This is a genomic window from Roseibium sp. MMSF_3412, assembly GCF_030733265.1.
In the GTDB taxonomy this organism is placed as follows: Bacteria; Pseudomonadota; Alphaproteobacteria; order Rhizobiales; family Stappiaceae; genus Roseibium.
Genome location: NZ_JASHJI010000011.1, coordinates 21321 through 37599, shown reverse-complemented (window position 1 = coordinate 37599; position 16279 = coordinate 21321). Strand labels below are relative to the sequence as shown.

Sequence of the window (16279 nt, the reverse complement as noted above, 5' to 3'; positions counted from 1 at the left end):
CGGTGATGCGGAGGCGTTCATGCTGCACGGGCACCTCTTTCGATTGCCATTTTCAGCCTGGTCCCGATCTGCTTATGTCTTTGTCCTATTGAATCATCTAAATTATTGATAGATATATAAAAATAAATTATGTCGACTTGTTTACGCTGCGTTAGGATTGTGTTAACTTTTGTCCAAAGAAAAAAATCCGAGAATGCCTCGATTGCACGGGGACAGATTCATAACTTTCGGGCAAAAAATTTTTAGGTAGGAGACAAAAAATGAAGTTTCTTGGCTTGGCTTTGGCAGCCGCGTTGCTTGCATTTCCGCTTGCATCCGCGGAGAAGGCTCACGCAATACCAGTATCGGGAAATGTGACCGAGGGTGGTCCGAACTTTCCGAACCCTGATTCCAATGGATTGGTGATCGATCACGCGCTGAACGATTTCAGTAACGGCACCGGTTCACCAGTACTCGATCTGACCGGCGATACCCACATTTTCGGTACCGTACGCCATCTCAACAGCACGAAGCACAAAGACGGCTGGACCATGAACTTTGGTGCCACGCTGTACAACGTGATGTTCTCATGGATGCCTTTCAGCGATCAGGTCGGGTTTGACGGCAACTTCAACTACGGCACAGCTGGTCCGCTTACCAGCTTCGGATTTGACGGCTCCGGCAGCCAGTGGATCGGTGTATTCTCCGGTACATGGAAGTTCCAAGTGGATCCGATTGCCGGCGTGATCGCGCCGACTGAAGATGGCTACTGGACGGTGAAGGCAACCGTTGTTCCGCTTCCGGCCGGCGGTCTTCTTCTGCTCACCGCTCTTGGTGGCATGGCCCTTTACAGGTCCCGCAGGAAAGCCTGAATCCAACGCTTCAGACACTGATCTGAGAGTTGAAAACGCCGCCCGGTCGGGCGGCGTTTTTTGTATTTGATCAATCTGCAGTCCCGTCAAACGCGGGCGCGGGCATTCTCGGCAGGAAGCGAAAAGACCGGTTTCCAGATTTCCATCAGAACCACCAGCAGCGGCAACATGTATGGCAGGTAGATCCGGTCATCCGGAAGCGGGAAAGTGACAAACTTGCCCCCGATGCAGAGCGTGATCGCAATGACGGCTATCCATTGTCCCTTGCTGACACTTGCACCGCCGCGCAGGAGCAGTCCGAAGCCGAGAAGGAAAATCGCCAGCACCATCAGCCAGTTGAAGGCTTGTACGGTCCGGGCGAGATTGACGACAAGGGCCTTGACGTAAAGGACCGCGCTGAAGGCCGGATCGAATCCGCGCATGTCGTCCTGGTACTCAACGTTTGAAAAGTAGAAATGCGGCCACCAGCCCGGATGATCGGCGGAACTGGTGATCGGGAAGTAAAGCAGCAGCGCTCCCGCAAACAGAGCGAGATAGATCATCCTGTCTCTGCCGATGGCGAGTGCGGCAAGCAGCAGCGCGAAGAAGAACAGCAGCCCGTCCGGTCTTACCAGAAACATCATGAACAGGAATGGAGCGGCGTAAAGCGGGCGTTCGCGGCATATGAAATAGACCGCCGGCAGCGCGAAGGCCGCCATCATGAGATCCGGCGTTGCTTCCCGTGCGGAGAAGGTAAATCCGATCAGGATCGCCGCCGGGCCGATAATCATGAGACCCTGAGTGAAGTTCTGGCGGGCGCTCCAGAAGAGGATGAACAGGCCGACCAGTGCGGCGGAGACCGTTGAGATGATCGTTGTCGCGTGGACGAGCCCCGTCACGCTGCCAAGCTGTTTGATCGCCTCGATGTAACCGACCTTGACCCGGAACATCGGGAAGAGTGAAACGAAGTGTTCGGGTTGCTCATATTGATTGACCCGATAGGGGATGCTTGCCGTAACCTTGTAGAATTGCAGCTCCGAGGCGGCTTCCTGGACTTCGCCATAAGCCAGCTGGTGAATCTCCTCCGCACTTTCCAGCTGATCCTCGGCGGCGATCCCGACATAGGCGAGGATGTCCCAGTTGTAGATCGGGTTGAAATAGGCAAGGGCAAGCGTGCCCAGCACGATCAGGGAAAAAACGCTGACCGAGAAAGCAGTCACAAGCTCCTTCGACAGCAGTTTTTGAGAGGCATGCAGGACCGTTTCAAGGCGATCGCCAAAGGTGTTCGTCAAGGACATGGTTCAATCGTGTCTTTCCGTTGGTTGGTCGCATGACTGCCGGTCCCCCGTCGCACCGTCAACGATGCAGGCTGGCAAGCGTGCATTCCTGTTAACGGAAACAACCCCAAGTAGCGGTCTTGGCCCAAGCATAACCGCTTCAGACTAATATCGCCTTAATCGGACTTGCGGCGGATTGAGGCTTTTTGCTTCAGGTTGCCTTCAGGCCGCGCAAGCGGTCTTTGACATCGCTCAGCACCGGTTCGTATTCGGATCTGGGCACCGTGCGGAAGACCAGAAGCGCCGCCAGGTAGACCAACGCTGCAGCACACACGGCCAACAGCAACCCGGCGATACCATCGAGCCTGGAGAGCACGAGCGTCGCCGTTCCGGCGCAAAGCAGCGCAGCGCAGATGCATTTCAGCAGCGCAACGAGAGGAAGCCTCAGCTTGAGGACGCGCCGGCAATAGATGCCGAGTATCAGAAGAAGCAGCAGGCTTGCCGCTGCGCGCGCCACTGCTGCGCCCATCTGTCCGAATGCGGGAACGATCAGAAGCAGTGCCACGGTGGTAATTGCACACCAGGCGATTGTCATGCGTAACTCGTCAGCGCTCCTGTCCCTGGCGAGAATGGCGCGGGAGATCACGGCCGACATCGCCTGGGCGATCGAAAATCCGAGCAGGATCACCGCAGGCCAGACGGCAGGCTGGAAGTCTTCCCCGAAAACGAGCGGTATCAGGACAGGGGCGATCGAAGCGCCGCCGATCGCGACCGGCGCAATCACGATTGCAAGCCAGCGGATTGTTCCCTCGAACGCTGTTGCAATGGCCCGTTCATCCTTTTGATCGTGCAGCACCCCGAATTGCGGAATGACGAAAGCAAGACTGAACACGGCGAACTGCACCACCATGCCAGACATGGTCAGTCCGATCGAATAGTAGCCGACTTGTGTGAACGTGAAGAAAAACCCGATGACCGCGAGCTCGATACGCGCGCCGAAAAGCGCAAAGATGCTTCCCGAAAACCAGTTGTTGCGGGCATAAAGGGCAACGTCCTTTGGCAATTTTCGATCCGGGGCAGTTGATCTGCCGAAGTACCGCCCAAGGTCGAAAGCTTGCGGCAGGTGCCGGGTCGCATGACCAAGGATCGCACCGGCCGGACCGAATATGAAAGCGCCGGCAAAGACGAACACCGGTTGAACGATGCAGCCGACCAGGGTCATGGACGCGGTGCGGTCGAACTGCCCGAGCCCTTGCGCCGCGTTGATTGCCATGGAGGCATAGGCGTAGCTCAGGAACAGGACGATCGTTGCGGCCCAGGCAATCGCTCCGTCGATATTGCCCTGGCCTTGCTGCCACAGAGCGTAGACCGCAATGCCGCATGCCATAAACCCGGTTGTCAGGACAAATCGCTTGAGCAGATTTCGAAAGAGCGGGCTTCTGCCGCTTTCCTCGTTGGTGTCGCGGGCAATGAACCGAAGCGCGGCCTGGGGCATGCCGAAATCGGAGACCACGGTCGCGACCGACATGAACCACAGCGCATAAGCCACAACACCCGTGCCTTCAACGCCAAGCGTTCGCGCAACAATGATGCTGCAGACGAAGCCCATGAGCATGGACAGCATGCCCGCGGAGGTGTTGATGACAGACATTCGCAGCATCGATGCCATTGGATTGCGCTTCGTGTCCCTGTATTGCGCCCCGATTGATCCGCCGCACTATTCTTGAAGCACGGGTCTTGCGTCACAGGTTCGGCGTTGTTGCGACCATCGCGCCTTGGGTGCTTTGCCTTACCGAATACCTGAAATCGTTTAAGAATTGATGAGCGGTTGATCTTGATCGAGAGCGAGCAAACGATTGGCAACATCTTTCCAGTCAAGCACTTCAGATGCTTCATCGGAGAAAGTCGAGCCGAGTGCAGCCTGGATCGCCCGGGCAATTGAATCGGGTTCGCCGGGTTTGTAGCCGTGCCGGTTGATCTTGTCTCCGACAGCGAAGTCCGGGCAAATGGCCGGCAGACGCAGATACTCGTACTGCATCAGCTTGAGGCTCGAATCGGCAAGGTAGGCGGCATCTGAGCGGAAGCGGTAAGGGGCTATACCCGCATCGGCATGTTTCAGATAGGGCAGCGTTTCGCGAAACGGCATCCGTCCGTATTCGATGACATTGTCGGGGTTTCCTTCAATGCCCGGTGTACCGATGAGGTGGAACTGAACGTCGGGAAAAGCGCTTGCCGCGATCGTGACACAGGAGGCATCGAACAACATGGAGCCGACAGTGGCGATGTTTCGGGGGGTCTCATAAGGGCTTGCACCAATCCCGTCGAAATCGCGCTTCGACACCCCGTGGGGTATGAAGTGCACCGGGCAGCCGAAATCCCGGAAGTGAGGCGCCATTGCGCGGGCGACGACCACGATCCGGTCGATTGCGTGTCTGTCTTTGTAGAGCTGGTCGGCAATGAAGGCGTGCGCACCGATGGTGTCGAGAAGATCGGCAACGAAATAGATGATCTTCGCATCCGGTGCCGACTTGCGGACGCGGCCTATCAGGGCCGCGGATATGCCGGATTCCACAATGATCAGGTCCGCACCGCCAGCCGCTTCATCAAGGGCGCTGCTGCCCGACCGGATCCACCAGCGGAACAGGGCATTTGTCAGGTTTTCGAACTTGCCGAGACCTCTGCCGAACGGGTGCAGCGGGGACCGCCACAAGTAGCAATTGATACCATCCACCTCTTGCCATTCATTGGCCCTGGCAAAGAGGCTTTTGCGGTGATCGTCGCTCAGCATCGAGAGCGCGCTGAAACCGACGGAGAAGAACTGGACGGATGCGTCAAGGTCACGAAACGCATCCGCCAGGAAATGCCGTCCCGCACGCCAGCCGGTCCTGTAGTCGTGCCTCGAAATCAGCAGGATCTTCCGTCCGCTCACAAGTCTTCCCCTGTGCACCATCGAAAAACCTTGCCGCTAAGTCAGATCTTAACGGTTGTGTGCTTTAAGGCTTTTCAAGTTGTTTGCATGCACCGTGCATGCGCCGGGAAACAATGGTCATGCGCGTATTGACATTGGCTTAAAGAACGAGCTTTCAGGTAGTTGAAATGGATAGTGTTGCAATTGGTCCCAAGAAGCATGCAAGCGTCAGGCACAGGTTGCAGCGTATCTTTTGGAGACTGATTTCTGTCTTTCCCGACAAGATCTACCTGACCTGGAAGTACTTTTCGATTTTCGGGCGCTTTCCGAACTGGAAGGCGCCCGCGCGGTTTTCCGAATATCAGCAGATTCGCAAGATCGAGGATCGCAATCCGCTTTATTCCAAGGTCGTCGACAAGGCCGATGCCAAAGATTACATCACCGAGCGTGTCGGGGACACCTACGTGATTCCGACCTATTGGGTGGGCAAGGATCTGGGAATTGTTGACTGGGAAACGATCCCGCTGCCGGTGGTCGTCAAACCGACCCACGCAAGTGGCGCAGGCTTTTTCCTGCGCGAACAAGGCGACATCGATGACCTGATGCGGCAACGGCCGGAAGCGGACTGGCTGGCCGCCGATCACTCGAGGATCAACCGGGAATGGGCCTATTCCAATGTCGAACCGCGCATCATCGTTGAAAAGCTGATTGGAAAGCCCGGCGAAGCCTTAAGTGACTACCGGTTCTACAGCTTCAACGGCAATGTTGTGCATATCGAAGTTCGCACGCCCCGGCCGGACGGCATGTATGAAAGCGTCTACTCACCGGGGTGGGACCGTCTTCCCGTCCACATGAACTACTACCCCCTGCTTGCGGAGGATTTGCCGAAGCCCGACAAATTCGAAGACATGCTCGGGATTGCGCGCGCGCTGAGCCGGGAACTGGGGTTTGCCAGAATAGATCTCTACAACACGTCTGAGGGGATCTACGTGGGGGAGATCACGCTTTATCCGAGCGGTGGCTTTGAGACGTTCGTGCCGGACAGCTACGATTTCAAGCTCGCGCGTTACTGGGACGAGTTCGTCACACGATAGCGCCTGTCACTTATCATACATGCTTAATCAGATATTGCGGCCGATTGCACAAAGTGCCGCAAACAATACGCAAGAAGTTTACTTTGATTTTTCTTCGAAATTTAAGACCCGTTCCTCATAATCCGTGAGTCTGTAATGCAGTTTATGGCCGGCAACCGGCCATGCACGATGACGGGGAACATTATGGACAAGCTGACTGAGACCGATCCGGCACACAGACTTGAATCGAACGTCCGCAGCTATGTTCGCAGTTTTCCCTTCCTCGCCAAATCGGCATCTGGCAGTACGATTGTTGCCGAGGACGGCACCGAATACATCGATTTCCTTGCCGGTGCGGGTGCGCTGAACTACGGACATAATTGCAAGGTTATCCGGAACGCGCTCATCGGCTACCTGTCTGACGATGGAATCGCCCACAGTCTCGACTTCGCGACCGTCGCAAAGAACCGGTTCATTGACACGTTCGACCGGTTGATCCTGCAGCCGAGGGGAATGAGTTACCGGTTTCAGTTCTGCGGGCCGACAGGCACCAATGCCGTCGAGGCGGCGATCAAGATTGCGCGCAAGGTGACGGGTCGGCACGACATTCTCAGCTTTACCCACGGGTTCCACGGAATGACGACCGGGTCGCTGGAACTTACGGACAACCCTTACTACAAGGAAGGCCTTCCTTTCCTGGAACGGCAAGAACGCGATCCGCTGCCGTTCTGCGCGTCAACGGAAGAACACGCTGCATCAGTCGCAACGATTGCCGAAATTCTTCAAATCAGGTCGGATAGCAATTCGGCGCCGGCGGCAATCATTGTTGAACCGATTCAAGGCGAGGGCGGCATCAATGTCGCACCGCTGGCCTGGCTGAAGGCCCTGGAAGACCTTTGCCGGCAGTTCGGTGTGCTCCTGATCATTGACGACATCCAGATGGGCTGCGGGCGCACGGGTGACTTCTTCAGTTTCGAAAAGGCCGGTATCAGCCCTGACATCGTCGTTCTTTCAAAATCAATTGGCGGCTTCGGACTGCCGATGGCCCTCGTGCTTATGAAGCCTGAACATGATGTCTGGAAACCGGGCCAGCACAATGGAACGTTCCGGGGCAACAACCTGGCCTTCGTTGCCGCGACCGTGGCTCTGGAGCATTTCTGGAGTGACTTTGAGTTTTACGACGAGGTCAAGGCGAAGGCCGAGCACATTGAAGACAGGCTTGGCCAGCTTGTGTCTCAGAACCCGGAACTCGAACTGAGCTATCGCGGCAAGGGCTTCGTATGGGGGCTTGAAAGCAATGTGTCAGCGGAAATCGCGGGCCTCATTCAGCAGATGAGTTTTGAGCGCGGGCTGATCGTCGAAACCTGTGGCCGCGATGACCAGGTCCTGAAGTTCCTGGCTCCATTGACAAGTACGCTCAAGGAGATCGATCGGGGCTTCGATATCCTCGCCGAAGTCTGCACATGCCTGAACAGTCAAAGGACGGGCGCCGGCGTCCGGCACGCTAGGGCCGCCAGCGGCTAGGTGTGGAGTCCAAAAAGGTTGTTCACTCGCATTGTGCAGGTGCGCTGTCGACATCCATGAAGGGCGCAAGAATCTCCATCTGCGGCCTCTCTTGTCCGTCGGCCGGTTGCAGGGACAGGGGATAGTTGCCCCACCAGTCCCCGGCAGCCCAGGCGGTCCACCCGATCCAGGTTTCACTGTCGCCGTTCAGATAACGCGCCATGTTCTCAAGCCCCTGAAGGCAATCGGGCGATCCGGTGCCGCCGAATTCGCCGACGAATCCCCTGTATCCGTATTCCTTCATCCAGGCCGCGACTTGTTTGAGGGCGTCGATGGCATCGCCTGCCCTCGGACAGCTGTCATGCGTGCCCGAATAGTCTTCGTCGAGATACTGGTGGACTTCAAATGCGAAATTGTCCTTCGGATCGCGAATGGTGACGGCATGCTCTGCATTCGAGCCGCCCTCTTGCGGATCGAACCAGTGCGATGCGCCGGTCCAGATCGTTCCCGGCACCAGAACGAGCTGGTCCGAGCCGGCTTCCCTGATGGCGTTGAGGCCGGCCTGTGCGGCTGCAAACCAGGTCTTTGCCGTTATGTCCGCCGGTTCGTTCATCAGGCCGAGAACGACCCGGTCATTTGCCGCGAAATACGGCGTCAGCCGCCGCCAGAAATCTCCGAACGCGTCAGCGCCTACCACCCCGTTGCCGATCCTGTCCCCGCCGTATTCGGCATAATTGTGCAGATCGAGAACAACCATGAGGCCTCGGCTTGTGGCGGCCTGAACGGTGACCTGAAGCCTTGCGAGCTCTGCCGGGTCGAACTCGCCGAAAAGCTGCGGCTGCAGCCTTTCCCAGCGGAATGGCAAGCGGATTGCGGTCATTGACCGGGCGGCGGCCCAGTCGAGTGTTGAATCGGAGGGATAAATATAGCCTTCGCCGTATTTCGCCTCCGGCCCCCCGAATTCGGCCCCAGCAATGTTGACGCCCCTGAGACAGCTGGCGGCATGGGCGCAGACGCCCGTCAGCGCAAACAGAACTGCAAAGCAGCCCAGGGTCCGCAGCCAGCGATCCGCGGCGGAGCTAAAGGTTGAAGAACGCAAGGATGATGTCGGGTGGTTCTGTCGCACGGATGGCCTGTTGGTGCCCGGATGATGGGTTCGTTAAAGATCTTGTTGACAGGCAGGTGATAATGTCAATCCGGATACCCTCGAACAACAGCCCCAACCGGATCGATCAAATGGACGCAACAGGTCAGCGAGACAACGTGGAATGCGTTCCGCCGGCCTTTTCAGGCACGTCTGTCGTCCATGTCGTCAGGCAGTTCTCACCGAGCATCGGGGGACTGGAGGATGTGGTCAAAAACCTGGCGCTTCAGCAAAAGAACCGCTTTGCAGATGTCAAGGTCGTGACGCTGGACCGTGTCTTTACCGATCCAGCCACCAGGCTGCCCGGACACGACGTGGTTGACGGCATTGAAGTCGTGCGCATTCCATACCGCGGCAGCTCCCGCTACCCGGTTGCCCCGTCCGTCCTGAACGAAATTACGGGTGCCGACCTGGTGCATGTTCACGCGATCGACTTCTTTTACGACTTTCTTGCCTTCGCCAGGCCCTTTCACCGCAAGACGCTTGTCGCGACGAGCCATGGTGGATTTTTCCACACGCGGAAATTCGCGCGCTTGAAGACGGTCTGGTTCAACACGTTGACGCGTTTATCAACACGCCAGTATTCCGCTCTGGCGTGTTGCAGCGGCAGCGATCTGGAATTGTTCAGCAATATTGCTCCTGCCAAGACATCTTTGATCGAAAACGGGGTCGACATCGGGAAGTTTATGAATGCCGGCGCGAAACAGCCGGTGAAACGGTTGCTGACACTCGGCCGTTTTTCCTCCAACAAGCGTCTGGAACGCTTGATGGATGTGATGGCAAATCTGGTTGCCTCGGACCCGGAGTGGCATCTGGACGTTGCGGGCATGGAGTCCGATCTGACCGGGGCGGAGCTACTTGCCATGTCCGAGGCGCGTGGCCTTTCAAAAAACATCGATATCCATGTCGGACTTGGCGAGACCGAACTCAAAACGTTGTTCGCCCGGAGCAGCTTTTTTGCAAGCGCATCGGAATATGAGGGCTTCGGACTGGTTCTGATCGAGGCCATGAGTGCCGGTTTGCTGCCCGTGGTGGAGGCGAACGAAGCCTTCGGCGCGGTTGCACGAAAACATGAGATCGTTCGCACCGTTGACTTTGCCGACAGTGGCATGGCCACCGAAGCCCTGAGGTCACGTTTTACCGCTCTCCAGCAACAGCCCGCGCTGCGGAACGATGCCATTGCAGCGGCGCGTGGCTACAGCTGGCCGGCAAAGGCGCGTGAATATGAAGACCTGTACCGGAAAGTGTTGCGGTTCTGAGAAGCGGAGCCCGGAGCGCCTGCGTCTGAAGTCACACCCGGCGTACGAAATCCGGGTCGATGGACTGCCGGTCCTTGCGCCGCATCACATCGGCGGCACCCGCTGCGACCCAGAAAAGAGCCGCCAGTTTGATGGAATAGAACGAGTTGGAAATTGTCATGAGCAGCGCGATGTAGGTCGCCGCAAGAGCCTTGAACTGAATTGCACGCCGGTCCTCGATCGGGGCGAACATGTACGCGGTCCAGAGCGCGATCAGCCCGACCGCACCGATCTGGCCAAGCGAGTAGGCGAACCCGTTATCCGCCAGGAAGGGGATGTTCCGTGCCACGCCGAACAGCATTTCCGGCGTGACCTGCTGGAGCAGCTGGCTTGCATGAACAAGGCGCCCGCCGAGATCGTCGGTCCAGCCGATCGCCGTGGACCATCCGCCGTATAGGGCAAGGGCGAAAACGACAAGGACCGGAAGCGCCCACCAACTGATCCGTGGCAGAAAGTGACCGAGCATGGCCGCGGCGACCAGGGCGAAACAGACCAGCATGCCAAAGCGGGCATCGGGCAGCACGACGGCGGCAAAAGCGGCCGCAAACATCAGCATGCGATGCCGCATTCCGCTGCGAAACAGCGCCCAGAGACACAAGAACGCGCCGAAGTTGCCCATTGTCACAGGTTCAAGAAACACCGAAGACGCGCGCACATTGCCGAGAAAGGCGAGAAAATTCCGCCCGCCGATACGTGTACTGGAGACGAAAAGGTTTGATCCTTCGACAAAATTGGAATCGGCTGTCAGCGTTCCCCTGGCGACGTAATAATCGAAAATACTGACAATGCGTGTGTAGATGTCGAGAAAGATGAATTCAAAGAAGCCGACTGCGAGAACCACGATGGTGCAGATCCAGACCAGCTTGTCGGCGTCCTCGATGCGCCTGAAATTCCGCCCGATCAGGTAAAACACGATCGGGATGAGGAAATCGCGGATCGCTTTCAGGTCAAGTTCCGGACGCAACGCCAGGATCAGTCCCATGTAGCTGAAGTAAAGCAGCAGGAGCAGCAAAAGCACGCTGTTGCGGCTGAATACGAGAAACAGAGCCGCGGACAGCAACGCCATTTCCGAGACGATCACAAGGCTCTCGGAGATCCGGAAGGCGTTGGTGTTGACGAATGCCAGCGCAAAGTTGAAAAGCAGCGTTCCAAGCACCACCGCATAGACACACCTGAGCCAGAGGCGGTACTGAGCCGCGCCCTGTGCCTGCGGCGTCCGCCAGGATTGGCCCAGGTCATACGGGGTTGAGTACGACATTTCCGATGATCCGGTCGAACCAGGGTTCCAGGAAAGCTGCCGCGTGCTCGAACTCGGCCGCATTGGTGTTGCCGACCGCAGTAATCAGAACGATGCCGTCGCAGTGCCGCAGCAGAACCGGCAGCATCGGGCTCTCGTCGATATGCCCGGCATCGACCAGGAGGATGTCTTCGTTTGAATCCCCAAGGTCCGCACCGGAGGCGTATTTCTTGCGCGTGTCGATCTGTTCCACGCTGAGGTAACTGGCCAGGCCATGGCCGTGGCCCACATGTGTCGGCGCGGGCATTTCCCTGTTGTTGCCGAGATTGGCGACGACCTCGCCGAGCACGTCCAGTCGTGAGCCATTCGATCGTGACCGCGAGGGCGGAACCGCGGTGTTGTCACGCCCGGGTGTGGTATGCGCAAAGAGGATTTCTTCCCCCATGTCGTGAAGTTCTTCCGCGACGCTGCGCACGAACCCTGCGGTGTTGCCTGTTCTGCCGACCGAGAGGGCGAGGACGTTGGCCGGCCTGTTATGGGCGACCGCGTGCCGGAGTGCATATGCCACGCGCACCCTTGCAATTGCTGATTTGTTCTCGTCCCGGGCGGAAAAGCCGCTCAAATTGGCCAGAATGGGTGCGCCCGTCTGAGCAACCAGCTGCCGCTCGGAGACCATCGGCCCCTTCAGGACGGTCACGGCGACGGCTCCCGAAGCAGCGACGGCGAACCCGAACACCATTGCCGCGGCCAGAACAACAATCTTTCTCGGGCCGCTGGCATTGCTCGGTACAGGGGCCTCGGACAGGATGCGTGTCGAATTCGTATCGACATCAGGAAGCTCTTCAAGCTCCCTGGAGCGCTTGAGAAAGGCCTCGTAGACGGCACGGCTTGCATCGGCCTCGCTCTGGAGCTGGCGCAGCTCGATCAGGGCCTTGCCCTGCAGACTGTTTTGCGACTGCAGTTTCTTGGATTGCAGCTCCAGCGCGTTGACCGTCGATTGCGCCTGTTCAAAGCGGCTGCGCACGGCCTGTTTGATGCGTTGCAGTTCGCTCTTGATCTCCCGCTGGGTGTTGGCGAGTTGCGAACGCAATTCCAGAAGCGTCGGATGGTTCGCGCCGAGGGTGGTCGCGGCTTCGGCAACCTGTTGGGCAACCCGTGCATTCTGGACCCGCAATGAACTCAGAACGGAGTTCCCGGTGCCGGACGGCACGGTGCCCGCTTCCACATCGGAAAGTGTCAGCGGTGCCATCTGGTCGTAAAGCGCCTTGGTGCGTTCAAGGTCGACGCGCGCGTCGGTTATCTGCGTATTGAGGGCCTCGATCTGCTGGTCGACAATCGACCCTCCGGACGTGCTGATCAGACCGCGCCGCGCCTTGTAGGCCTCAATGGCAGCTTCCGCCGCCTCGACGCGCGCGCGCAGTTGCACGGCCTGTTTTCCCAGCGTTGAGCCTGCGCGGGCAAGCGCTTCCGTCCGGCTGCTGCGTGTCTGCTTTATGTAGGCGCGCGCCGTTTCATTGGCGATCGCGGCGGCAAGATCAGGGTCCGGATGCGTGACCGTAATCGAAAAGACAAATGAATCGTCGCGCCGGTTGACGTAAATGACCTCTCTCAGCCCCTCCAGGGTTGCGTTGCGTATATCGGCAGACGACCTGGAGCCGCTGGTTGCTCCGCCAAGCAGCGCGCCAAGCAACCTGGCTTTCAGGCCCGGCCTCAGAAAGTCGGGGTTTCCGTCCAGTTTGAGCGTGTTGGCAACCTCGTTCAGAACCGCTGCTGACAAGATGACGAACGCCTGGCTGTCGAGATCCATGCCCTGCAGGGCCTGACTGCCGCGCGACACGGAGGTGTCGGCACCGATGATCTGAACGCCTTCGGGCTGAATCAGCAATTCCGCGCTGGTCTGGTAGAGAGGTGTCTTGAGAAAGGCGTAGGTGAGCGCAAGCATCGCAAACACGATCGGGCACACGATCAGCCAGCCGACATGGCGTCGCAAAATCGCCGGTATCTCTGACAAGTCTATCATTCAGCGGTCGAACTTCAGGTTTGCTTCAGCAGCTGCGCGCATTTCAATTGATCACGCCCTGTCCGTGTTGTCCCGGCGCGATTGGTCATCAGACCGATTGGTAAACAAACATGATTAACGCATCGCAAATGAATGGTCTGTTTTCGGGACAGATTGGTGCGTTATCTCAAAGCGAGTGAAAAACCAGTTCAAATTTTATCTTTTTTGGAACTAAGTATTAATAGTAAAAATCTCAGGTGATTTCTTATTAAGTTATTTTAATTGTATTCGCGCTAAGACGATATGATCCTGAATTAAGAAAAGACGAAAAAGTGCATTCAGTACAGTATGGCGCTCATTCGATGAATAAAGTGGATTTGAACCTTCCGGTCAGGGTTGGCGCGGCGGTCATTGGACCCCTGTCGATTCTGCGGATGACGACGCAAGAAGCTGTCCAGCTGGTCCGTACATCCGTCAAGCTGCATTATCCGGTCGAAATCGCCATCTGCAACGCACACACGACGCTGACCGCACTCGACAATCCGGCCTTTGCGGCAACGTTGCAGGAAATGACCCTGCTGAACGATGGTGTCGGTATCGACCTTGCCGGCCGCTTTCTGACCGGCGAGCGGTTCCCGGACAATCTGAACGGGACCGATCTGGTTCCGGCAATACTGGCCGACATTGATGTGCCGCTTCGGATTTTTCTGCTTGGTGCAAGCGAGGCCCGTGTTCAGCTGGCAAAGGATCACATCGAGCGGGTCTATCCCCAGCATCAGGTCGTGGGTGCGCGCAACGGCTACTTCGACATGAGCGATTGCAGTGCCGTTTGCTCGGAAATCAATCGCGCCGCGCCGGATCTTCTTCTCGTCGGCATGGGCAATCCACGGCAGGAAGACTTTATCGTTCAGAACCGGGCGAACCTGGATGCGACCGTTGCGATCGGTGTCGGTGCCCTGTTCGACTTCCTGTCGGGATCGGTGATCAGGGCTCCGAAGATGGTTCAGGCCGCAGGTTTGGAGTGGCTGTTCCGCCTGCTGCAGGAACCGCGTCGTCTGTTCCGCCGCTACGTCATCGGAATACCTCGTTTCTTTGCTGCGCTCATCAGGCTCAAATACGGTAAATCCGAAATCTGACGCTGCGTTTCAACTGCCAGTTTGATCCGTCAGAAACCGTGCCTTTTCGAGGATACCCTCAATGTCCGCCGCCGTCTCAGCCTCAGGCAGTTGCGGCCGGTCGATCACGAAGACGGGCAGCTTGAGCCTGCGCGCAGCTTCGATCTTCGCGTAGGCGCGGCCCCCGCCGCTGTTCTTCGTCACAACATGCGTGATGCCGTGGTTCCGCAGCAGATCCGCTTCTTCAAAAGCTGATTGCGACGGGCGCTGTAGAACCAGGTCCCAACCCGCCGGCAGCGGTTGCGGCGGCGCTTCGATCATCCGGGCAAGGCCATAAACATCGTCACGCGGCGTGAAGTGCCGGATTTCCTTGCGGCCGACGGCGAGAAACGCCCTTGCACCTTGTGGAAGAGCCCGGGATGCGGCCTGCATCGTATCGAAGTGCCTCCAGGTATCGCCCGGAAGCGAGGTCCAAACAGGCCGCTCCAGCCGGATCAGAGGAAGCTGCAGGGCTGCGCAGGCATCTGCCGCATTCCGGCTCATTTGCGCGGCGAACGGGTGGGTCGCATCAATGACAAGGGTGACACGTTCCGCGCACAGAAAGCTGCTCAGTCCCGCAACACCGCCGAAGCCGCCTGTCCTGGTCGGCACATCCAGGTCCGGCAGATCCTTGACGACCCCGGCAAAGGACGCCGTCAGACGGGACCCTCTAAAACGAGCCGAAAGCTGCTTTGCGAGCTGGCGCGCCTCGAACGTTCCGGCGAGCAGCAGGATGTGATCAGTCTTCGTCAAAACCGCTTTCTCCGAGGATAGTACCGTCCCGGTCCGTGATCAGGACCTCCAGCGCAATCGGTGCGTCCCTGAGGATCTGGCGAACCTCCTGTTTCGTGCGCCTTGCCAGAAGGCGGCTCAGATCGAGCTCTTCTTCACGGGATCTGTCGAGAACCTCCTTGGCGGTGTTTGCCTTGGCGGCGTCCGCAACAAGGGACGGAGAGGCTCCGGCTTCCGTGAGCAGGTCCTGCAAGAAGGCGAAATCGACCGAACTGCGCCCTGAATGCAGATCCAGCGCCCCATGGGCGAGCTTTGAGAATTTCGCGAAGCCTCCGGAAAGCGTCAGCTTTTCAACCGGGTGCAGACGCAGATACTTGAGCAACCCGCCGGCAAAATCGCCCATGTCCAGGTAGGCCGTTTCGTCGAGCGAATATCGGCTGCGGACTGCGTCTTCCGATGCCGATCCGGTGGCACCGACGACATGGTTCAGCCCGACCGCACGGGCGACGTCGATACCCCGGTGGATCGAGGCGATCCACGCGGCACAGGAAAACGGCCGCACGATTCCCGTTGTGCCGAGCACTGACAATCCGCCTACGATCCCAAGCCGTGCGTTCATGGTTTTCAATGCAAGCTCCGCACCGCCTTCGATCGAGATTTCAACCTCTGCGTCAGGCGCAACGCCGAGTGTGGCCGCGGCCTCCGAAAGAGCGGTCTTGATCATCTGTCGCGGCACGGGATTGATGGCGGGCTCGCCGGGCGGGATGGGCAATCCCGGACGGGTGACTGTTCCGACGCCTTCACCAGCCTTGAACCGGACGCCTTCGCCGCCGGGCAGCATGCGCACGGTGGACGTGATCAGCGCGCCATGGGTCACATCCGGATCATCGCCCGCATCCTTGGTGATTGTCGCAAAGGCGGCCCCGTTGGAGAGGCCGTGCCTGGTCAGAACGAAATCCGCGGTTCCGCCCTTGGGCAGGGTAATTGTCACCGGATCGGGAAACGTGCCGTTTTGAAGAGCGGTAAACGCAGCCTTGGCCGCTGCGGTCGCGCATGCGCCGGTGGTCCAGCCCCGTCTCAGTTCTTTCGGCTCGGTCTTCGACATGCTTCCTCTATAGCCGAAG

13 protein-coding genes are annotated in these 16279 nt (G+C 58.1%); 5 read left to right on the top strand and 8 right to left on the bottom strand.

Annotated elements, in window-relative coordinates:
• Nucleotides 1-260 precede the first annotated feature (260 nt).
• Nucleotides 261-851, top strand: coding sequence for a VPLPA-CTERM sorting domain-containing protein (locus tag RBB49_RS18620; RefSeq protein WP_306144378.1), 591 nt, complete (start codon nucleotides 261-263; stop codon nucleotides 849-851).
• Between the two features lie 86 nt (nucleotides 852-937).
• Here the strand turns inward: RBB49_RS18620 and RBB49_RS18615 are convergent, their stop codons facing one another.
• From RBB49_RS18615 to RBB49_RS18605, 3 genes are all read right to left on the bottom strand, one after another.
• Nucleotides 938-2128: a hypothetical protein gene (locus RBB49_RS18615; RefSeq protein ID WP_306144377.1), complete on the bottom strand. Its 1191-nt coding sequence runs from the start codon at nucleotides 2126-2128 to the stop codon at nucleotides 938-940.
• A gap of 190 nt (nucleotides 2129-2318) precedes the next feature.
• Entirely contained in the window at nucleotides 2319-3758 is a 1440-nt protein-coding gene (locus tag RBB49_RS18610) for a lipopolysaccharide biosynthesis protein (protein ID WP_306144376.1), read from the bottom strand.
• A 159-nt stretch (nucleotides 3759-3917) separates the two neighbouring features.
• Nucleotides 3918-5036 carry a hypothetical protein gene (locus tag RBB49_RS18605; RefSeq protein ID WP_306144375.1) on the bottom strand — a complete coding sequence of 373 codons (1119 nt, stop codon included), beginning with the start codon at nucleotides 5034-5036 and terminating at the stop codon, nucleotides 3918-3920.
• A 167-nt stretch (nucleotides 5037-5203) separates the two neighbouring features.
• On the opposite strand from RBB49_RS18605, the gene RBB49_RS18600 reads away from it, so the two are divergent.
• Nucleotides 5204-6109, top strand: a complete 906-nt coding sequence (locus tag RBB49_RS18600; RefSeq protein WP_306144374.1) for an ATP-grasp fold amidoligase family protein — start codon at nucleotides 5204-5206, stop codon at nucleotides 6107-6109.
• 183 nt (nucleotides 6110-6292) lie between these two features.
• On the top strand, nucleotides 6293-7612 hold the full coding sequence (gene ectB, locus RBB49_RS18595; RefSeq protein ID WP_306144373.1) for a diaminobutyrate--2-oxoglutarate transaminase: 1320 nt from the start codon (nucleotides 6293-6295) through the stop codon (nucleotides 7610-7612).
• Between the two features lie 22 nt (nucleotides 7613-7634).
• Here the strand turns inward: ectB and RBB49_RS18590 are convergent, their stop codons facing one another.
• Nucleotides 7635-8690 (bottom strand): glycoside hydrolase family 5 protein, encoded by a 1056-nt coding sequence (locus tag RBB49_RS18590; protein ID WP_306144372.1) that lies wholly within the window; start codon nucleotides 8688-8690, stop codon nucleotides 7635-7637.
• 89 nt (nucleotides 8691-8779) lie between these two features.
• Here RBB49_RS18590 and RBB49_RS18585 point away from each other — a divergent pair, with 89 nt between their 5' ends.
• Nucleotides 8780-9994, top strand: a complete 1215-nt coding sequence (locus RBB49_RS18585; protein WP_306144371.1) for a glycosyltransferase family 4 protein — start codon at nucleotides 8780-8782, stop codon at nucleotides 9992-9994.
• 31 nt (nucleotides 9995-10025) lie between these two features.
• Here the strand turns inward: RBB49_RS18585 and RBB49_RS18580 are convergent, their stop codons facing one another.
• Together RBB49_RS18580 and RBB49_RS18575 are read right to left on the bottom strand one after the other, a co-directional pair.
• Nucleotides 10026-11291: a UDP-phosphate alpha N-acetylglucosaminyltransferase gene (locus RBB49_RS18580; RefSeq protein ID WP_306144370.1), complete on the bottom strand. Its 1266-nt coding sequence runs from the start codon at nucleotides 11289-11291 to the stop codon at nucleotides 10026-10028.
• Nucleotides 11269-13290 (bottom strand): GumC family protein, encoded by a 2022-nt coding sequence (locus RBB49_RS18575; RefSeq protein WP_306144369.1) that lies wholly within the window; start codon nucleotides 13288-13290, stop codon nucleotides 11269-11271. The genes RBB49_RS18580 and RBB49_RS18575 overlap by 23 nt, the downstream gene beginning before the upstream one ends.
• Before the next feature lie 413 nt (nucleotides 13291-13703).
• On the opposite strand from RBB49_RS18575, the gene RBB49_RS18570 reads away from it, so the two are divergent.
• Complete coding sequence (locus RBB49_RS18570) at nucleotides 13704-14405, top strand: WecB/TagA/CpsF family glycosyltransferase (protein ID WP_306144368.1); 702 nt, start codon at nucleotides 13704-13706, stop codon at nucleotides 14403-14405.
• 9 nt (nucleotides 14406-14414) lie between these two features.
• On the opposite strand, the gene RBB49_RS18565 is transcribed toward RBB49_RS18570, so the two are convergent.
• Both RBB49_RS18565 and RBB49_RS18560 read right to left on the bottom strand, forming a co-directional pair.
• Complete coding sequence (locus tag RBB49_RS18565) at nucleotides 14415-15176, bottom strand: cobalt-precorrin-6A reductase (protein WP_306144367.1); 762 nt, start codon at nucleotides 15174-15176, stop codon at nucleotides 14415-14417.
• On the bottom strand, nucleotides 15163-16260 hold the full coding sequence (locus RBB49_RS18560; protein WP_306144366.1) for a cobalt-precorrin-5B (C(1))-methyltransferase: 1098 nt from the start codon (nucleotides 16258-16260) through the stop codon (nucleotides 15163-15165). The genes RBB49_RS18565 and RBB49_RS18560 overlap by 14 nt, the downstream gene beginning before the upstream one ends.
• Nucleotides 16261-16279 lie beyond the last annotated feature (19 nt).

What these genes read in the sequence shown, in the direction of transcription:
- RBB49_RS18610 (WP_306144376.1), bottom strand. Translation starts at nt 3,758, where the DNA reads ATGTCTGTCATCAACACCTCCGCGGGCATGCTGTCCATGCTCATGGGC.
- ectB (WP_306144373.1), top strand. Translation starts at nt 6,293, where the DNA reads ATGGACAAGCTGACTGAGACCGATCCGGCACACAGACTTGAATCGAAC.
- RBB49_RS18585 (WP_306144371.1), top strand. Translation starts at nt 8,780, where the DNA reads ATGTCAATCCGGATACCCTCGAACAACAGCCCCAACCGGATCGATCAA.
- RBB49_RS18560 (WP_306144366.1), bottom strand. Translation starts at nt 16,260, where the DNA reads ATGTCGAAGACCGAGCCGAAAGAACTGAGACGGGGCTGGACCACCGGC.
- RBB49_RS18575 (WP_306144369.1), bottom strand. Translation starts at nt 13,290, where the DNA reads ATGATAGACTTGTCAGAGATACCGGCGATTTTGCGACGCCATGTCGGC.
- RBB49_RS18620 (WP_306144378.1), top strand. Translation starts at nt 261, where the DNA reads ATGAAGTTTCTTGGCTTGGCTTTGGCAGCCGCGTTGCTTGCATTTCCG.
- RBB49_RS18580 (WP_306144370.1), bottom strand. Translation starts at nt 11,291, where the DNA reads ATGTCGTACTCAACCCCGTATGACCTGGGCCAATCCTGGCGGACGCCG.
- RBB49_RS18600 (WP_306144374.1), top strand. Translation starts at nt 5,204, where the DNA reads ATGGATAGTGTTGCAATTGGTCCCAAGAAGCATGCAAGCGTCAGGCAC.
- RBB49_RS18570 (WP_306144368.1), top strand. Translation starts at nt 13,704, where the DNA reads ATGACGACGCAAGAAGCTGTCCAGCTGGTCCGTACATCCGTCAAGCTG.
- RBB49_RS18615 (WP_306144377.1), bottom strand. Translation starts at nt 2,128, where the DNA reads ATGTCCTTGACGAACACCTTTGGCGATCGCCTTGAAACGGTCCTGCAT.